Here is a 16,572-nt window from a genome sequence, read left to right on the forward strand (position 1 = left end):
TTGGCTGCTGTCTGTCGCCACCGGCAGCTATGGGTTGGTTGTCGCCCTTGGTCACAGGCAGAAATCGGCCAAAAGCGCACTTTCACCTAGAAAGCACGGTTGAGTCTTATCGAACCTTTACCTCGGAAAAAACAGTAGGCAGGTGAGATAGCGCATCAGCCAGAAGTCCTTGATTATTTCTCAGTAGTTTATGATCAATAATATTGTTTCCGCTCATAACCTTTCTCAGACTTTCTGCTATGTATTTAGATACTTCTCTATCCGAGTAGCCTTGACCATGCAACCACATATGAAATTCGTCCGATAGACCGATTTTTAGCTGATTTTGAAGCGATCTAGCATTAGTTAGGATTAGGTCGTTGATGGATTTACCTTCGACTATATCGGCTAAACCACCCACTAGCATCATCCCGTCATAGGAAAGGGCAGAGCAGAAATCTACAACATGCTCTTGAGTGATAGCGCGAATTTTTGTTTTTGCCTGCACCTTGACGGCGCTTTTTTTCGCATAGGCCAATAGGCTGTGATAGCTATCGCCGCTGCACCAACGCTTCGCAATTTCTACAGCATGATTTTCTGGACGTATATTAGAAATAATTTTACTGATGGCGAATTTTTCGATTAGTGGCCAGCACACTTCGAGCAACTCTTGCGGTGATTCACTTAACTCAAGATCCCATAGATTTTCATCAATCCAGCCCTCAATAAACCTAAGTTGATCGAGACCTAATAAAGTTTTTCCATAATATTGGAATTTATCAGGCGGCACGGATTGTAGTCGTGCATGAATTATTTCGAATATTGCTAGCAAGCGCTCTTTCTCATCGTCTTCAGCGAGGTAATAAGCAAGCGTTTCTTGGGCCAGACCTAAGAATGTATCCAGCTGAAGAAGAGAGTCGTCGTCCTTGAGCATTGACAGGAAATAGCTTTCGATTGCATTAAGCGTCTGTGCTTTTAGATCCATTTCCTTCATGAGGTCAACGACATCATTATTACTGTCGAGCCCCCACTGCCACCATTCAGCTCGCCGAGCGGCAGGCCTTTTAATAAACTCTAGAAGATCATCCTTGGCTCGTTCAAACGTAAAAGGCTTTATAATATCAATTAAGCTACTTAGGCAAGCCTCCGAATTGTTGAAATCTAACAATTTTAGAGTGTTGTCCCACTTAAACTTACCTTTCCAACTATGGCGACCATCGTAAATTTTCGGATCGGTAAAAATTATCCCTCCCTCTGTGTGATACCCAGATCGCCCTGCCCTCCCGATTAAATTTTGAAACTCTCTCGTGGAGATCCGCCGCCCTGCCTGCATCACGCTTGATACAAGCAAGTATTTAATTGGAAGATTTACACCTTGCGCCAGGGTTGAAGTACATATGACAAGGTGGGCACATTTTTTATCCATTGCCCATTCGATAGCAATTTTCAGACCATTAGGCACGGCGGAACTGTGCGGCAGAACTCCTAGGGGGATCGCTTCTGAAAAAATATGCTTATCAGAAAAGTGAAGTTTTGACAGAAACGCGATTTTCGCTAGTTCATTCACGTCGGATATTTCGCTGGGCTTTGGAGTCGGCAACCCACGGTCAAAAACTTTCACTACCGTTTTGCAAAGAGTGACAATTGACCTTTTGTCACCACAGAAAATAGCTACAGGCCCTTGATGGCAAAGTTTTAAACCTAGGTAACAAGAAATGGTTTGGGTTTTCTCTCTGACTGGAAATATAAAATCCTTTTTCTCGCGTCCACGCCGACCGAGGTTTATCTGCTGAATAATTTTCGGAACATAGAGTCCGCTGTCGTATTTGTTATCTCGCCCGAGATAGCTGAGTTGCCCCATGTCCGTGATCCAACTGAGGAACGCCACACTCTTAATGGATGGGAGCCAGTTGCTGCCTTGAATGTTTACACCAGATTCGCCATTAAGCCACTCGCCAATAGTTTCTGCGTTAGACATAACGGCAGAGATTAGTACTTTTTGAGCGTTTGATGGAATAGTCTCTTTAAGGGAAGCGATAAGTAGTTCGTAGGTTACCCCACGTTTACCGCTGTCAAACTGGTGACCTTCGTCGAATATAAGAAGATCGATTTTATCAGCTAGAGATGGCTCATGGCGAAGCAAATAGACTAACTTCTCAGGTGTGGATACGATTATGGTGTGGTCATGCTTTCCTCTATAAGCTTCGCCCAAGAGAAATTTAAGAAACTCCTGCTCGTCGTCATCAACGTTGGTGATATCTCTAAGCTCGTTGACGTTGACTGAGTCATATTCAAAGGTGTGCACGAACCCCTGAGTTATTTCACGGCACAGCGCTCGGAATGGGGCCACTACAATTGCGAGTTTCGCTCGTCCTGAAAGGAAGGCGCTTCGAATAATCAGTTCCGCTGATTTAGTCTTTCCAGCGCTAGTAGGCATCTGCATGACTGCTGAAGCGCCTTTCAATACTCCTAACTCTCCAACGAGGCGCTGCCCTGGCCAGAACTCTTTCATGAAGCGATCATTTGCAAGTGTTTGCTTCCAACGATCTATCTGAAGTCCGGTGTATTTCGGGAGACATACAAGGGAGGAGTTATCTATCTTCCTTTTAATCAATGCTACGATGGTATCAGCGAGCAATAGTTCGCGATCTGTTCCGCTGGAGTAAACCAACCTTCGAATGTTTGAAAGTTCATCTTCCACATCGGCCAAATCAGCGTCCAAGTTAGTAAAAGCTCGATAAGTTAAGGCAGTGCTTCGTATCTGATTGTTATAGGCGCCAGTCGGAGCCAGGCTGAAGTTACTGCTCACGTCCGACTTCAACAACCAAGTCAGGAGGCGCTCCAACTTGCTATTAGTTAAGTCTTCAGGGGTGTCTGATACCGAACGGGCCAATATTAGTGAGCTGCCCGGCATATCTGCAAGATAATAGGATGCGGAGCTTAGAATTCTTAGATATTCGTCTATTTCAGGAGTCAGCCTTGCCGTACTCATCGACTCAAAATACTGCCCTGCTAGTACTAACTGCTCTTTGAGTGATTGACCGAGGTCGTGTCGATCATCGCCCTCTCTGGACTCAAGGGCAGTTAACTCACCAAGAATGCCAACGGTAGATACAAGTAACCGCTTTGGATCTTGCGGGAGTTCAATATGATATTTTTCCTCGACACCAAACTCGTACTGCTTCGCTTTGGCACGAGTCACGTCAAGAATAACACGCGCTTTAACCTCAAGCTTCATCTGCGGCTCTCCGGTAAAGCTCGTGAATAAGGGCCATCAATTGGCTTCCGCTTATGATAAGCAGTTCCAATTTTTCCGAATTTGGGTGCTGGCTAGTAGTAGAAGTCGCCACCACGGTTTCGTGCATTGATGACTCTGTATATACCGCTGCCGCCCCGTATCTACGTTTACAGGGATGGTCCGGCTCTCTTTGAAAACGATCGACTATTTGCAATCCGTCGAAATCTTTTCTATCGAACAATTTTTGTCGCATTGCATTCAAGGATTCTGCTAGGCGCATCTCATCTTTGACAGAATGATCAATGGCATCCTGAAGCACATTATGCCTGGACTTTTCACTCGCCTTGGCTTTAACTTCAAAAATCAACAGTTCATCATTATCGCTAATTACGCCTGGTGTTTTTTTAAAAGCAATTACATCAGAGCCTTTGGTTGATTCATTGGCTATACCCTTGCGATCATACCGTGTTCGAGGAACATGATAGCTTCGAAGATATTGGAGATAATCTGCTATCAATATTTCGGCAAAATCACCTGCTCGCGTGCTCGGACCGGGAGCAACTGACTGGTGTGGAAATTTTTCAGTCAGCAAATACTCGGAATTTGTTTTTAACGGGTTTTTAAGAAACTGAAGTTCTTCATCTTGACAGTAGTGGTTTCTGAAGTGCCTCGCCCATACTGACATAACTTTGTTATCTAATGCATCATGCTCCAACTTGTAAACTGGGATAGACCGACCACACGCTGAAGTATACGTATTGATTTGCTTGAGCCAAGTAAGATGAGCTACCGCTAATGTCATTTCACATCCTATGTGTACTTAGACAAATTGGGCCAATCAATTTCTTAAATAAGCATTTTGGCTTTGATGAGAAACCACCTCGCCCGAGCGATAATGCCTTACGAGATCCCTTTTAGCTAGAAGCTGAGAGGTACCCGGTTTCCGTCGCTTCACTCCTGAGCACTCGATATGTAGGCACGACGCTACGGTATAAATCGGTCCACAGTGCGCGTCTATGCTTTCCAATTGCCCGCAGGACTCGATCCAGCTCTGTGTCTTAGCAAATAACACGAGTTTTGGTCAGGGGTAAACAAAGCCGTAGATGCGTGCCACCGCTGGGGGACTTTCGTGGACGACCGAAGCGGTATCGTGCACGCTCACTGATTTTGAATGTTGGGAGCAAGGCATGCTGGAGAGAGAGATCATCATCAGGTTCACCGGAATAAGCGTGGTGAAGGCTCTCTTTCTCTCACCTATAGTGGTGGTCCCCGTCTGCCTCTTGCTTTACTTACCATGGGACAGCCCGAACGCTCCAGCTTGGGTTCAGGCTGTCGGCTCTATCGCCGCGATTATTGCTGCTTGGCTAATTCCTTATCAGCACGAACAGATGCGGATACGAAAGCAAAAGGAGGACTTGATTGCCTCTGTTGCTTGGTTGGCATTGCGGGTGAAGAACTCCTTCGACCACATGGCGGACGTGATCCAAAGATCGGAACCTGAAGCCCGGGATGGTTGGTTGTTCCTGTCTGCACCCGCTGGTTGGGCGATACATCGAGACGCTGCTCGTGAATTTCCACTCGCTGGCTTCACACGCGATGAAATATCTTGGTTGCTTTCTATCCGTTCAGTAACGGAATTTGGGTTGTTGTGTGCCGAAACGCTTCGAGTGTGGGACTTCGATGAATGTCCAAATCTGGCCCAAGACTTTCCCCATAACGACGGTATCGTATTCCACCGACCGAAGATTGATTGGGTTTTGGAGCAACTCCCTCTGGGTAGTCCGCGCCGAGACTCTGTCTGAAAGAATGGAAAAGGTCTGTGTTCTCTACCTCTGAATGTCCGCTTCAGCCGCTCTCTGCCGGTCATGACCACGAAGCGCGTTGGCGAAAACGGAAGGTAGCGCGGCTTAAGCGGGAGGGAGCTGGTGCGCTGTAGCTACCTGACGGCAGTGATCTTTGGCTCATGTGTATGACAGCAAGAGCCGAAAGCAAGTGCTTGTGAGCCGGCGCTGGTGCAGGATGGATGAGACCGCGACCTAGATCAATTTACGAGGTGCATTAGCCATGACCACAACCCTCAGTGTTAGCCAAGCTCGCCGTCGACTGCGTCGTCTGATCGTACTGGTCGTCCAAGGTCATACCTTTGTCTTAACTAAAAATGGCAAGGAAATGTGCCGGCTCGTAAGCGCCGAGGAGAAGACCAGAACACACTGAAAGTAGATCGAGGCCGATGCATACTCGTTAATTCAACCCCAACGTGTACAGGAAAAACGGTTCTTGCGTCAGTATTGACGAGGCTCCATGCGTACCGACACATTGAAGCTAGTGACTTTATGCGGTGTGCTCTATAACTGTCAGTTCAAATCGCAATCACTACAAATTGGGCGGTAACTAGATTACAAATTTCCAACAACGGCCCAATTGCTTTAAAGCCACAAATTTTTTAAAGCACCAGCATTACCCATGCCAACGGCGCTGTTCGGTTCATCATGTTCGCCTGTAGCAAAAGCTGCCCCCTCAATATGGTAGACCTTCGGTTCCCCCGAAAAATGTTCCTCTAAGCCCATCATGAACATCCGATGGTCTTCACTCTCTTCAAAGCCCGGCGTGTGATCTTCGAGTGATTGCCATCGCACTATCAGGTTAAATAGATGGGGGGTTTCAATCCCTTGCGCGAGCAAGTGACCGCCATAACCCTTTGCGCGGCTGAGCAAAGGAGATACTTCGGCAAATGCACGTCTGAACTTTTCAATGTGTTCTTTGTGAACAGGGAGCAGAGCGATCTCATAAATCATGGCGTTCCTTTAAAATGAGTTTAACGGTTAAAAAATACGCACCTATGCGATGAGCCTATGGCTCGACTGCAATCGCGATTTTTCCCTGGATACCGTTGTTGGGACTCTCCAGCCGGGCATGGGCGAGCGGAATGTCGGCCAGCGAATAGACGGCGCCAACATGTGGCCGTAACCGCTGTACGATGCTCATTACGAATTGAAGTTCTAGACGTCCGAACCGTCGATGGGGTTATTGCCGAGGACTTTGTCCCTAAAGTCGCGTTATACAACCGTGACCAAAGAGGTCCTATAGATGCAATCCGTATTGGAAAAGGCAATGGAGCGTTTTGCACAGCAAAACTGGAAGATCAAAGGGATATCCCTCCCCTCCAGTCCTGAAATCTCTACGCCCGAAAATTCCCGACAAGCTTCGCGCAGAGTGAAGCTCGACCTCATGACGCTCTTAGCTGAAACGCCTGAGCAAAGCATTGACTTCAATTGGGAAAATATACCGCCTGCTGGCCGTGAGTCTCGATGAACTGCTACCCCCGAGGTCCGATCTCTGCCTAGTAATCTTTGGCAATCAGCCCTGGACCGCCTTCTTGCAAATAGAAAAACGCAGGCCCCTCCCTCTCCACGAAACACAACCCTTGGCTGAATTACGGCAGAGCCGGGTATGGCAAGTTTCGGGAAGGACCACAGCACTCGGGCACTGTCTCCCCCTCTTAGCTCTCACCACCAATCGCAATTCGATAACAGAACATCAGGACACTTGGTGATGGCCAAAGCATGGCATTATGCAAAGCATATTTTGCCTTTGATGATCAAATTCGATGACAAAACCAAGCTGGTATCTACCGATCAGTGAAGACCTGAGCGCCGCGCTTTCTCGGGGCAACAGTCCGGATATCGCGCTGCTATCGCGCTACGAAATCGCGGCGATATTGTATCTGCACCAGCTACCCAGGCTGCCGGTGCGCTTTCCGCTGGAGATGGAACGGTCGTTCGCCAACCTTTTGCCTCGGGACATAGAATTGCTGAAATCGGCGTTGACCAGCCATTTCGATCGAAGTGCATTTACTGCTGGCCTCATGCTCGCACCAGAATTAGGCATTGGCCTAATGAGCCAAGAAGCAATTGGTAGTCGCAAATACGTTCGCCATGACGGCTCATGGGATTTTGACTACGCCAAACGGCAGCACATTGTCGTAGGAGCGTTAAGCCATGAGCATGTGCGTCCTAACGGCAAGATCATAAGGGTGAGCGATCACCAGCTTCGTATGATCCATACCATCCGAGCTAACCAAGAGGACTCTATCGAAGCGCAGGCTCACGCGGGAACAGGAAAGACTTTCGTTATTGGCGAGATTTTGGAGCTGATGCCAGAACGACGATTCATGCTTCTCGCCGACACAAGGCCCAAGCTTCAGCCAATAGAAAATAGATTTTCAAAAGATCAAATAAAAACAAATACCTTCAAAGACCTGGCGGTTGAGTTGTTGGCTCGGGGAAACAGAGAACTCCAGAGTAAAATGACTGCGGCGTCGAGGATCCAAATCCCATACTCAATGCTCGCGGAGCAGGTAGGACTTGGCTCGATCGGTAAGCGCAATGCTTATCAAGTCGCGGCGCTGTGCTGGGCGGTGCTCACAAAGTTTTGCTCATCCCCTGACCCGTACATTACAAAAACACACATCCCTCGCAACCAGATCCAATGGCTATCGTCGATTGAGCAAGAGGCAGTCGCAGCGGCAGCGGCCAAGCTATGGTTGAGAATGACATGCCTTGAGATCGACTCGGAGCCGCTTCCCGTTCGCGGGTATCACCGAATCAAGCAGGTGGCTCTGGCAGGACTTTCAATACCTGAATACGCGGATACGATCATTGTCGATGAAGCGCAGGATCTAACCGGTCCAGTGGTTCAGTTGCTGGATGAATCGGGGCACACAGTAATATCGTTAGGTGACAGATTTCAAAATTTACAGGGTCACTACGTTCGTCACAAAGCTACCATTCGCCATAACGATATGGCTATTTCACTAAGAGCTGGACCTGCCCTGGCAGACTTTGTAAATCCGCTAATAGCTGCGTTCCCCGAAGCGAGTGCTTTACCCTTTGTCGCTGACAAATCGAAAGAAACGGTAGTCGCAGAGTACCCATCTGACTCCTTCCCTCCTGAGCCCACAATAATCTTGGTCGCTGACGAGTGGGGGCAGTTCGACTGGTTGATTCGTAACCGCGAAATGCAGCAAGGGGCCGCGGTCGTCGACTGGATGAAAAACTTTGAATTGTTCTTAAATGGATGCCTCGGGTTGTTTCAACATAACGATCGCCCTGAGCACAATGCAATTTCTCAATTCCGAACTTGGGAAGATTTGCGCAAAGTAATGAGCTGGAACGAATCTTTCAACAGAGTTGAGCATTGGCTGGAAACGGTTGGGGTCAAATATGGGGTGATGGAACTCTACCAACACGCTCCTCGTAGCGAATTGAGCCACGAGGTGCCATCGCGTACTCTGGTGGCTACAGTATTTACAGCGAAGAACTTTGAATTCAAACGGATGGCAATCTCAGAGGACCTTTACTATTTTTCAGATTTGCGCGGAAGAACAGCACTGTCGAAGCAGCTAGCATTTTTGTACACGGCAATCACAAGGGCATCAGGAAAAATTTACTTTCCCGACACACATAAAGATCGGCTTTCGGTGATATTAAATTTCGAAAAAAACAACTCTCGCCAATCATGACTAGTGCGATTTTCTAGGTCCCGCAATTCAGCGACAACCAAAAATCAAAAAACTGAAATTAAAATCCAGGATTGCTTCAAGTGAAAAACACAGTAGAGATTGAGAAAAAATGCTAGAGATTTTATTGAACTGGTTAGCTGAGCCAAAAAACTGGATTCCATCGCCCATCACAACGGTAATAGCATTGCTGGCGCTAGCAGTAGCCAACAGTAACTACAGACGGAAGTCTGGCATAGATATCGCCGGATCTTACCGATGGGAAGTTGACTTTCGCACCGACCAACCATACATCAAAGAACTAAGATTGGAAAATCGAAAAGATAAAGCCATTACTATATACTTTATCTTTCTTAAGATAGGAAACAATATATATCTAGAGTTGCAGAATCATGAAGACAACCCTCTCATATTAAAAGCATTTGAAAGTTACCGCTCCGAACTAGATCTAATCGCCGGCTATACCAGCAAGGCAATATTTGTTAACATTTCCAGAGCATTATTGGACGACTCTATCAGCAAGGAAATTGTATTAGCTACCGGCTCAGGAAAGTTTCACATCAAAAAGAAAATCAAGCATTGGCATGCGCGCGAAGCTTTCTTCCAGAAACCTGAAGTATCACTTATCACTCCATTTGTGGTAGCTCACCGAGGAACTATAGTAGGCAATCGCACAAAGTACATAGTGGAGATCCGCGACACACATACCGATCAGGTTACGTCACTACTAACTTTCCCCAACACACTTTCCGAGCTTCCGGAAGACGTAGGCCTTACAATATTGCCATATGATTTGGAGTCAATAGAAAATCTCGAATTATTTCTCCTGAACAGCCAGAAAAAAGGCATTTTTAGTAACTCCTCAAATTTTAATATAATATTGAATCCACATTATAATGATCCAAGCCATGGCATCAAGGGAAGTCATATTGCAGCTAAAAATCTAATTAATTTCTGGCATGCTTGTTTTTTAGGAAAAATAAAACGCTTATTTGGAACATCAAACACACTGATAGTTTCTAAATCTAAATCCCCACACCAGCTAGTTAGCAAGGTGCGAAGCCTAAGCATCTGGCTTAACAACAAGTAAATATATAAATACGCGATCATTCGTAACGAAGACGTGTCCTAAGCCCTACTGGATTTTGTCAATCAAGGTGATTCCTGCGGCACGACGCAGGAATCGCAGACAATAGTGAGCTTTCCCACGTTCAGTAATAAACCACTTACATCGGAGCGTGCATCACGCCAGCCCCGTCAAGACCAGAGCTGTCTATGCCGAAAAACTCCGCCATCCAAGATTTTTCATTCGCGGATGGATCGTAACAGTATGGTGTCTGATCCTGCGCATCTGAGGGAACTTCACTCCAATATCTGGGCTGCGCAACTACATCAAAAAAAACCAGTTCACACGCCACATAGCACATCCACACACCCGACATTATAAACTGTAGGTTCAGGCCTAGCGGCTCGTAGGAGCTGGTGTACTCGCAGATTGGCGTGAACTGCTTATAAAGCTGACCTATGTGAGTAAACTCTTTACTGAGAAGACCATAGAATTGGCCAAATGGTGGGAACACGCGCTTAGCACTGGCAATAGCCCGTGTGGAATCGAACTTGTGCTCTCGATGCTTCGTAAGGTCTTTTTGAAATTGCATAAGGTGTAGAGCGACGGCCATTGACTCTATGGCGGAACGAATGACAGGCCCAGGCTGTAAAACAAATCCGCCACGAAGCATATAGGCTGCGGCAGCTATTGAGTTGAGTGAATTTGATAGAAGCTCCCCGCAAGCGATCCGAAGGTCATCTCCCTCTTCTGTCGCCTTAAGCATCCCCGATGTAAGAACTCCGAAACAGTGCGCAAATTGGCTGCTTACCTTCTCAAGGTCACCAGCGTGCAACGCATCGAAGGATTTTGCGATCCTGTCAGCATCGCGTGTTATCTGGTTCACGAGCATCGATTTGCGAATCTCAATGATGCGCCTATTTGCTTGATCGATGATTACCGCACAAGTATCTGGATGCCGTTCTTCCATGTTAGCCCCTAACTCCTTGATGGCGGGTTGCTTCTGCCGACTGGCAAGGCTCAGATGGACTGAAGGATTTCCTTGCGGCGCGCTGCGTACTCGCTCTCGTTAACGAGGTTGCAGTCTTTGAGGGACACGAGCTTCTCCAGGCGCGCTTCGACATTGTCGGGAGAGCTGTGATAGCTGGCTTCTTAACCTGAACCTCTGATGCACCAGCGCAAGCTGCGCTGATGTCGTTCATAAGCGCCACTTCGTCGAAAACGGTTTGTCCTTTATTGTCGCGCATGAGGTTTGAGTAGATACGCCCCAACGCGAGCGTATGTTTACGCAGATCTGCATTTCGAGGGTCAGCTTTAAGTCTGGCGAGGGATATCCGATACGCCTCAAGAGCTTCAGCTTTCCCCTTTTCGGTAGCCCTCGCCCACCAGAGGCCAATGGCAACCACGACAACCACGATGACCCAAAACATACCTTTCATACCCATAGCCCCTTATTAGAGCTGCCACCTGCGGTCGTGATCATACTATAGTGCCATCACTGCTATGGTCATTACAAAGGCCGCCATCGGATTACTAAACAGTCCAACCGTATGCTTTGCGCTATAAGGCGTCTAGGTTGGTTTAGAGCTGACCAACGATTCGATTCAGAAACGAGGAAGGAACCTATGTCCCTTAGTGACTACTGGAAAGGCCCCGCCCACCGGCAACGTGCGGAGGGTTTGGAAGCACAGCTTACGGAACTTCAAGTGCAATACGCGCAGCTACAAGCGCTCACCACGAAGATCGGCGCCATGGACGTCTTGGACGTTCAGAGGCTGATCGAACAAGAGAAAGAGAAGCTTGCCGCCGTCCGCCTAGAAACTCAGCGCGCTGAGCGAGAGGTGGCAGCGCTAGCGCAAAGCTCCTCTGATTTGCAAGGGCAGATACTCGTGTGGGAAGAGACGTTACTCCTAGAAAGCTTTGCGCTCTATGAACCCAAGTTCAAGTTAATCACCAGCCAAGAATACAAGTCCCGCTTGGACAGTGTCCGCGACCGTCAGAAGGCATTGATTAAGAGTGGAGAGGCGGCGACCGGAAATATGGACTGGACTGTCAACGACAGTAAGGCCCAAGGTCGCAAGCTCGTAAACGACATGATCAAGCTGGTGATTCGCTCGTTCAACAACGAAGCCGATGCCTGCGTGGACAACGTGAAATTCGACAACGTCGAACTGGGCGAGAAACGAATTCTCAAATCGTTCGAAACCTGCAATCGCCTTGGCAAGATCATGAGCGTAGAAATATCGCGCACTTACCTGTGTCTGAAGCTCGATGAGCTGCACCTTGCTTACGAGTTTCAAATCAAGAAACAAGAGGAAAAGGAAGAAGCTAAGCGCGCCCGAGAAGAGCTTCGGGAACAACAGAAGCTGGAGCAGGAGATTCGCGCAGAGCGCAAACACTTTACGACCGCCATGCGTGACCTCCAGGCTCGCCTGGACAAAGTAGAATCTGAAGAAGAGCGTGCCGCCCTGCTGGCGAAGCTAGCCGAGGTTGAAGCGGGCCGAGCCGAACTGGAGAGCGAAGAAAAACTCATTGACTATCGCGAACAGAATGCCAAAGCCGGCTATGTGTATGTGATCTCCAATCTAGGGGCGTTCGGGGAAGGGATTTACAAGATCGGTATGACCCGCCGCCTGGAGCCCATGGATCGCGTTGATGAGCTGGGTGACGCGTCGGTACCGTTTTGGTTTGACGTGCATGCAATGGTCTTCTCGAATAACGCTCCCGCATTGGAAGCAAAATTGCACGAACGTTTCGCCGTAGGTCGCCTCAACAAGGTCAACGGACGCAAGGAATTCTTCCGTGCGGACATTGCTGAAATCGAGTCGGTCATTCGAGAAAACTACGATGCTGTCGTCGAGGTCACCCACGAGGCGCCGGCCGAACAGTATCGCGAAAGCCTGCGCATGGCATTGCCTAAGCCAGCTATCCAGCAATCTGAGCGAATGGCGGCACAAAGCTAAAAATTAATGATTGAGTGCGTATGCTTGTTGATTGGCCTCGGGTTGATAGAGGCCTATTTAACGCCTGCGATATAAGCGAAAACGCCCACGCATGGCCGATCGCAGTCTATGGGGATAGTCAGCTTTTAGACGTGAATACAGACGCTAACCGGGCTGTGGAGGCAGATGAGGTAGGTCTCAGGATGCGTCTCTATAACCGCTCTATAATCCCCTATAAACGTGTTCGAATTGCCCGTCACACCGTGAGCCACCTCCTCATGACCTTCCTTGCAGAAAAAAGCCAGGTGGTGATGGTGGGCCAATCCGCAGGGCGTGACGTGCAAGTAAATCAGGGTCGAAAAGCCCTTTGTTCAGTATGCTTAAGACACTACTCTAACAATCCTACCATCCCTTATGAATAGATCTTCTCTTCCAATTGTGTGAGCACTGTCTACAAATGAAGCCCTCAGTTACTTCATGGTCTGTTACTGAAACCTGCCTAGACTCATTCGCGCCGGTCATCTTATTCGCGACAATTTTTTCCACCGACCGAACGGCATGTATTGTTTCCTGAGAGCTAGTCAATCGAATTGCCGTGCTGTGACACGCAGGGCACTCTTTACTTATTAGATATCGAATCCAAACCATTTCAACATGCGGTATCAGCCAAGCAGTTAGGGCCATTAAGAATAGTATCTGCTCACGATTGATCAGGCTTCTGTCTGTGGTCCGAGGGTTTAAGACAAAAGTAAACAACACCAAGTACGCAACTCCTAAAAGTATCAGGGATATGCGAATTTTAGAAAGTGAACGGTATTTTGCAGCGCGTTTTTTTGACTCGGGTCTCGTCGTGGGATGAAACCTTGAATTCACTTTGCGCCATGTCGCCTCCGTTGCGGGTTCATATCGAGGGTTTGTCAGATTTCCGTTAAACATCTGTCGGCAGCCCTAGTGGATTCTTTAGTCTGAATTTCCAGATAAATGAGTCGAGTGTTCTACCCCATAGAGGGGTCGCTTTGTATGGCTACGTATATCAACTTAACCAATGACATTAGGACAATGTGAGTACCGGACACTGATGGTAATTCCATCGCCGCGATGTGCATCGGAGATATCGCGGATAAGTCCAAATAACGCTAACGCCTCGTGTCACTCGCCCAGGCTAGATCGGACGCATAGTGCAACGCCTTAAGCCGTTGCTGAAATGGACGGAATCCCTGTATCTGTCCCAACCTCAATGAAGGAAGGCTGGCCGATTCTTTCGTAGGCGATCGACAGGGTCAGTCAAATTAACCCCCGTGGGTTTGTACAGGTTGACGCTTGACGAGGCTCTCTCATGACAGCTCCACCTGCGTTCGATGAAATAGCAGTTGGCTTTATTTTGGCCTTTTGCGAGCATCTGTGACAGGACGATTTCTAACCGTCGCTACAGGCAGCAGAAGGTAAAAAAGGGGACCATGTTCATGTAAGCTGCCTAGAACGTTGGTGACAACCCAGAACACCTAAATTACGAAATTATCTAGCCCAGCTAAAAACCATTGGACTGCTACAAACTAGTTTTAATCGGTCATTTTCCTCACCAGGGACGGTCTATAGCCCGCCCCTTAACCAAGCGTTGCGCGCAAAAAAATTAAGGATCGGTGTCAAATGACGGACGAGCATTACAAGTGGATGAGAAAGGCAGTTGATCTTGCAGCTCAGTCAATTTCGGAGCAAGGCCGTGTCGACCCTCCGCCAGCAGTAGCGGCGGTAATTGTCAAGAATGGTACCGAGGTGGCGTCCGCCTTTCGAGGTCAGTGCGCCGCCGGAAATCATGCAGAAAAATGCGCCATTGAATCTGCCGGAGGAAAAGACCTTGTAGGCGCCGTGGTTTACACAACTCTTGAGCCATGCAGCCGGAGAAACGCTCCAAAGATTGCGTGCGCTCAGCGATTGATCGATCAGGGTGTAGGTACTGTCTACATCGGCCTTTACGACCCCAATCCCAAAATTTTTAGAGAGGGCTGGAAGATGCTGCGAGATGCTGGTATCTCGTTGCGCGATTTTCCTACGGACCTCCGCAACGAGCTACGGGAAATGAATGCCGCGTTTCTCAGCCAGTATCGATCAAATGGAAACGCCATCGGGTCAGCGACCTTCGACTATGTGCACTCTCCCATTTTTACTATTGGGGAACCTTCTGTTGCCATTGATACGAAATGGTCGCACGGAGCATCGGGAGTGATACACGCGTATGCGGAGGCTGGCCACATAGCCTTAGCACGGTACGCGGAGTCGCTAGACGAAATTGACGACCCCTCGGCGATGGATTTCAATCTGGATAAGCAATCTGTCACCGCAAACGACGGCAATATCATCATCTTTCGTGGTCCCAGAGAGAACGTATATGCCATTGTGAAAGTCGAGCAGGTGCTTTCTCTTGACCGCGGGGACGATCGAAACGAAGTTACTTTCACCTATGAAATTCGAACGATAAATGTCAAGGGTCCCTTGGACGAATTTTTGGAGTAAGAATGATGATGCTGGGGGTATTGGCCGCCCAATAATCGTCAACGCGGGCATTTGACCCGCCACCCATTTTTGCTGCCAAAAAAAACGCTGTCGCCTCAAATTCCGTTGAACTCAGGCGTTAGTCTGCGTCTGCTTTGGGTCGTTTTAGAGTCGGTCGCGATAGCCAAAACGATCCAGGGCAGACTCATAGTGCCAAAGTGATTTCACTCGGCCGCCAAGTTTTATCCAGCCAGGCTTGTTCAGGCCCGTAAAGTCTCAGGAACGCAAACCAGCCCTTGCCAGGCATCGTCTGAATCCAGTTGCCTTCTTTTCCTTCGACCGGTTTGGCGGCGAAGTAGGCATCGACCGAGCCATCTGGATTGGCCTTTACCGTTTTCTGTTCACTGCTGATGCCTTGCACTGTTGATCAGTTTGCAGCAATGAGCGGGTCTGAGGATCGTAAATTATGACTGACCAGAACGTTTTGGCCGGAATATTCGGCGGCAGATGCAAACGGTGGTTGGTGTCACCCATCAGTAATTCACCTTTGGCATCCACGGCATTCACAGCGTACCGCGAACCCTGGCCCAACCATCGTGTGCCATCGCGGGCGTAACCCCAGTCGTGGTGTTGTAGAAAGCGGTTTGTTGCCCCTTGTCCGGACCGACCATGCCCATATCGACGATGCAGCGCATCCAAGCGTCATCGGCCAATCCTTGGACTTTAGGCGGAATCACTACGACCACCGGGCCGTTGCGCATATCGGGCTGAGCGGCGAGGCTGACGGTTTGAGTGTTGAGTGTTGAGTGTTGAGTGTTGAGTGTTGAGTGTTGAGTGTTGAGTGTTGAGTGTTGAGTGTTGAGGTTAATGCGAGGTTTTTTTGAGTCAACCCGCCCTTCGAAAATACCGTCCGTATGATCATCGATGCCAATGCTGCGCATCCCTTGGATGTTCATCAGGAAAGAAGGCGCCGATTGTGCATTGAGAAATACATCGACACCCCGCTGAAAATCGAGATTGTCGTACACCTTCTGCACCGTTGCCCATCGGGATAGCCATCGGTGAACTTTAAGGTTCCAAGCCTCGTTTCAACGGTGTCGTGAGCGATGAGGTTCGAGGGTATCTGGGTAGTCATCTTGTAGGGCTGTGCTCGGGCAAGCTAAAGAGTCTCGATGGGTAGCTGCCCTCGCTACCAGTCGCCCGCCAACCTGGCCCTTCTCGCCAGAGGTACGCCTGACCTCATATGATATAGCTCTTCGTCGCTCCACGAATGACTCGCTCATCATCCAACGCTAGAGGCAGCGGACAGGTAAGCCGCATCTCATCGAAAGCGTTCAAA

General features: G+C 48.6%; 13 protein-coding genes and 1 pseudogene. 7 read left to right on the plus strand and 7 right to left on the minus strand.

Going from position 1 to position 16,572, the window contains the following annotated elements:
• Positions 1–106: 106 nt before the first annotated feature.
• Both QFW87_RS21710 and QFW87_RS21715 read right to left on the minus strand, forming a co-directional pair.
• Positions 107–3,217 carry a DEAD/DEAH box helicase gene (locus tag QFW87_RS21710; protein ID WP_283188843.1) on the minus strand — a complete coding sequence of 1,037 codons (3,111 nt, stop codon included), beginning with the start codon at positions 3,215–3,217 and terminating at the stop codon, positions 107–109.
• Positions 3,207–4,019, minus strand: a complete 813-nt coding sequence (locus QFW87_RS21715) for a Hachiman antiphage defense system protein HamA (protein ID WP_283188844.1) — start codon at positions 4,017–4,019, stop codon at positions 3,207–3,209. The genes QFW87_RS21710 and QFW87_RS21715 overlap by 11 nt, the downstream gene beginning before the upstream one ends.
• 385 nt (positions 4,020–4,404) lie before the next feature.
• Between QFW87_RS21715 and QFW87_RS21720 the strand changes: the two genes are divergently transcribed.
• Positions 4,405–5,019 carry a hypothetical protein gene (locus QFW87_RS21720; RefSeq protein WP_283188845.1) on the plus strand — a complete coding sequence of 205 codons (615 nt, stop codon included), beginning with the start codon at positions 4,405–4,407 and terminating at the stop codon, positions 5,017–5,019.
• 262 nt (positions 5,020–5,281) lie between these two features.
• A complete protein-coding gene (locus tag QFW87_RS21725) occupies positions 5,282–5,431 on the plus strand; it encodes a type II toxin-antitoxin system prevent-host-death family antitoxin (RefSeq protein WP_283188846.1) in 150 nt (49 codons plus the stop codon).
• Between the two features lie 212 nt (positions 5,432–5,643).
• Here QFW87_RS21725 and QFW87_RS21730 read toward each other — a convergent pair whose 3' ends face one another.
• Both QFW87_RS21730 and QFW87_RS21735 read right to left on the minus strand, forming a co-directional pair.
• Positions 5,644–6,012 (minus strand): antibiotic biosynthesis monooxygenase, encoded by a 369-nt coding sequence (locus QFW87_RS21730; protein ID WP_283188847.1) that lies wholly within the window; start codon positions 6,010–6,012, stop codon positions 5,644–5,646.
• Between the two features lie 55 nt (positions 6,013–6,067).
• A pseudogene (locus QFW87_RS21735) lies at positions 6,068–6,223 on the minus strand (NADPH:quinone oxidoreductase); the annotation flags it as partial.
• Positions 6,224–6,304: 81 nt separating this feature from the next.
• Between QFW87_RS21735 and QFW87_RS21740 the strand changes: the two are divergent.
• From QFW87_RS21740 to QFW87_RS21750, 3 genes are all read left to right on the plus strand, one after another.
• The gene (locus QFW87_RS21740; RefSeq protein WP_283188848.1) at positions 6,305–6,529 is read left to right on the plus strand and encodes a hypothetical protein; all 225 of its coding nucleotides are present in this window, start codon (positions 6,305–6,307) and stop codon (positions 6,527–6,529) included.
• Positions 6,530–6,824: 295 nt separating this feature from the next.
• Positions 6,825–8,738: an AAA family ATPase gene (locus QFW87_RS21745; RefSeq protein ID WP_283188849.1), complete on the plus strand. Its 1,914-nt coding sequence runs from the start codon at positions 6,825–6,827 to the stop codon at positions 8,736–8,738.
• 109 nt (positions 8,739–8,847) lie between these two features.
• Positions 8,848–9,825, plus strand: coding sequence for a hypothetical protein (locus QFW87_RS21750; RefSeq protein ID WP_283188850.1), 978 nt, complete (start codon positions 8,848–8,850; stop codon positions 9,823–9,825).
• Positions 9,826–9,961: 136 nt separating this feature from the next.
• On the opposite strand, the gene QFW87_RS21755 is transcribed toward QFW87_RS21750, so the two are convergent.
• Positions 9,962–10,771, minus strand: coding sequence for a hypothetical protein (locus QFW87_RS21755; protein WP_283188851.1), 810 nt, complete (start codon positions 10,769–10,771; stop codon positions 9,962–9,964).
• Between the two features lie 655 nt (positions 10,772–11,426).
• Between QFW87_RS21755 and QFW87_RS21760 the strand changes: the two genes are divergently transcribed.
• Positions 11,427–12,764, plus strand: a complete 1,338-nt coding sequence (locus QFW87_RS21760; RefSeq protein ID WP_283188852.1) for a DUF4041 domain-containing protein — start codon at positions 11,427–11,429, stop codon at positions 12,762–12,764.
• A 1,626-nt stretch (positions 12,765–14,390) separates the two neighbouring features.
• Entirely contained in the window at positions 14,391–15,254 is an 864-nt protein-coding gene (locus QFW87_RS21765) for a hypothetical protein (RefSeq protein ID WP_283188853.1), read from the plus strand.
• A 184-nt stretch (positions 15,255–15,438) separates the two neighbouring features.
• Here the strand turns inward: QFW87_RS21765 and QFW87_RS21770 are convergent, their stop codons facing one another.
• On the minus strand, positions 15,439–15,654 hold the full coding sequence (locus QFW87_RS21770; RefSeq protein ID WP_283188854.1) for a DUF1214 domain-containing protein: 216 nt from the start codon (positions 15,652–15,654) through the stop codon (positions 15,439–15,441).
• A 142-nt stretch (positions 15,655–15,796) separates the two neighbouring features.
• A complete protein-coding gene (locus QFW87_RS21775; protein WP_283188855.1) occupies positions 15,797–16,261 on the minus strand; it encodes a DUF1254 domain-containing protein in 465 nt (154 codons plus the stop codon).
• Positions 16,262–16,572 lie beyond the last annotated feature (311 nt).

The sequence above is a fragment of the Pseudomonas sp. PMCC200344 genome (assembly GCF_030053095.1).
Taxonomy (GTDB): domain Bacteria; phylum Pseudomonadota; class Gammaproteobacteria; order Pseudomonadales; family Pseudomonadaceae; genus Aquipseudomonas; species Aquipseudomonas svalbardensis.

Bases quoted from the DNA above. Each gene is read 5' to 3' on its own strand.
- QFW87_RS21710 (WP_283188843.1), bottom strand. From the start codon at position 3,217: ATGAAGCTTGAGGTTAAAGCGCGTGTTATTCTTGACGTGACTCGTGCC.
- QFW87_RS21715 (WP_283188844.1), bottom strand. From the start codon at position 4,019: ATGACATTAGCGGTAGCTCATCTTACTTGGCTCAAGCAAATCAATACG.
- QFW87_RS21720 (WP_283188845.1), top strand. From the start codon at position 4,405: ATGCTGGAGAGAGAGATCATCATCAGGTTCACCGGAATAAGCGTGGTG.
- QFW87_RS21725 (WP_283188846.1), top strand. From the start codon at position 5,282: ATGACCACAACCCTCAGTGTTAGCCAAGCTCGCCGTCGACTGCGTCGT.
- QFW87_RS21730 (WP_283188847.1), bottom strand. From the start codon at position 6,012: ATGATTTATGAGATCGCTCTGCTCCCTGTTCACAAAGAACACATTGAA.
- QFW87_RS21740 (WP_283188848.1), top strand. From the start codon at position 6,305: ATGCAATCCGTATTGGAAAAGGCAATGGAGCGTTTTGCACAGCAAAAC.
- QFW87_RS21745 (WP_283188849.1), top strand. From the start codon at position 6,825: ATGACAAAACCAAGCTGGTATCTACCGATCAGTGAAGACCTGAGCGCC.
- QFW87_RS21750 (WP_283188850.1), top strand. From the start codon at position 8,848: ATGCTAGAGATTTTATTGAACTGGTTAGCTGAGCCAAAAAACTGGATT.
- QFW87_RS21755 (WP_283188851.1), bottom strand. From the start codon at position 10,771: ATGGAAGAACGGCATCCAGATACTTGTGCGGTAATCATCGATCAAGCA.
- QFW87_RS21760 (WP_283188852.1), top strand. From the start codon at position 11,427: ATGTCCCTTAGTGACTACTGGAAAGGCCCCGCCCACCGGCAACGTGCG.
- QFW87_RS21765 (WP_283188853.1), top strand. From the start codon at position 14,391: ATGACGGACGAGCATTACAAGTGGATGAGAAAGGCAGTTGATCTTGCA.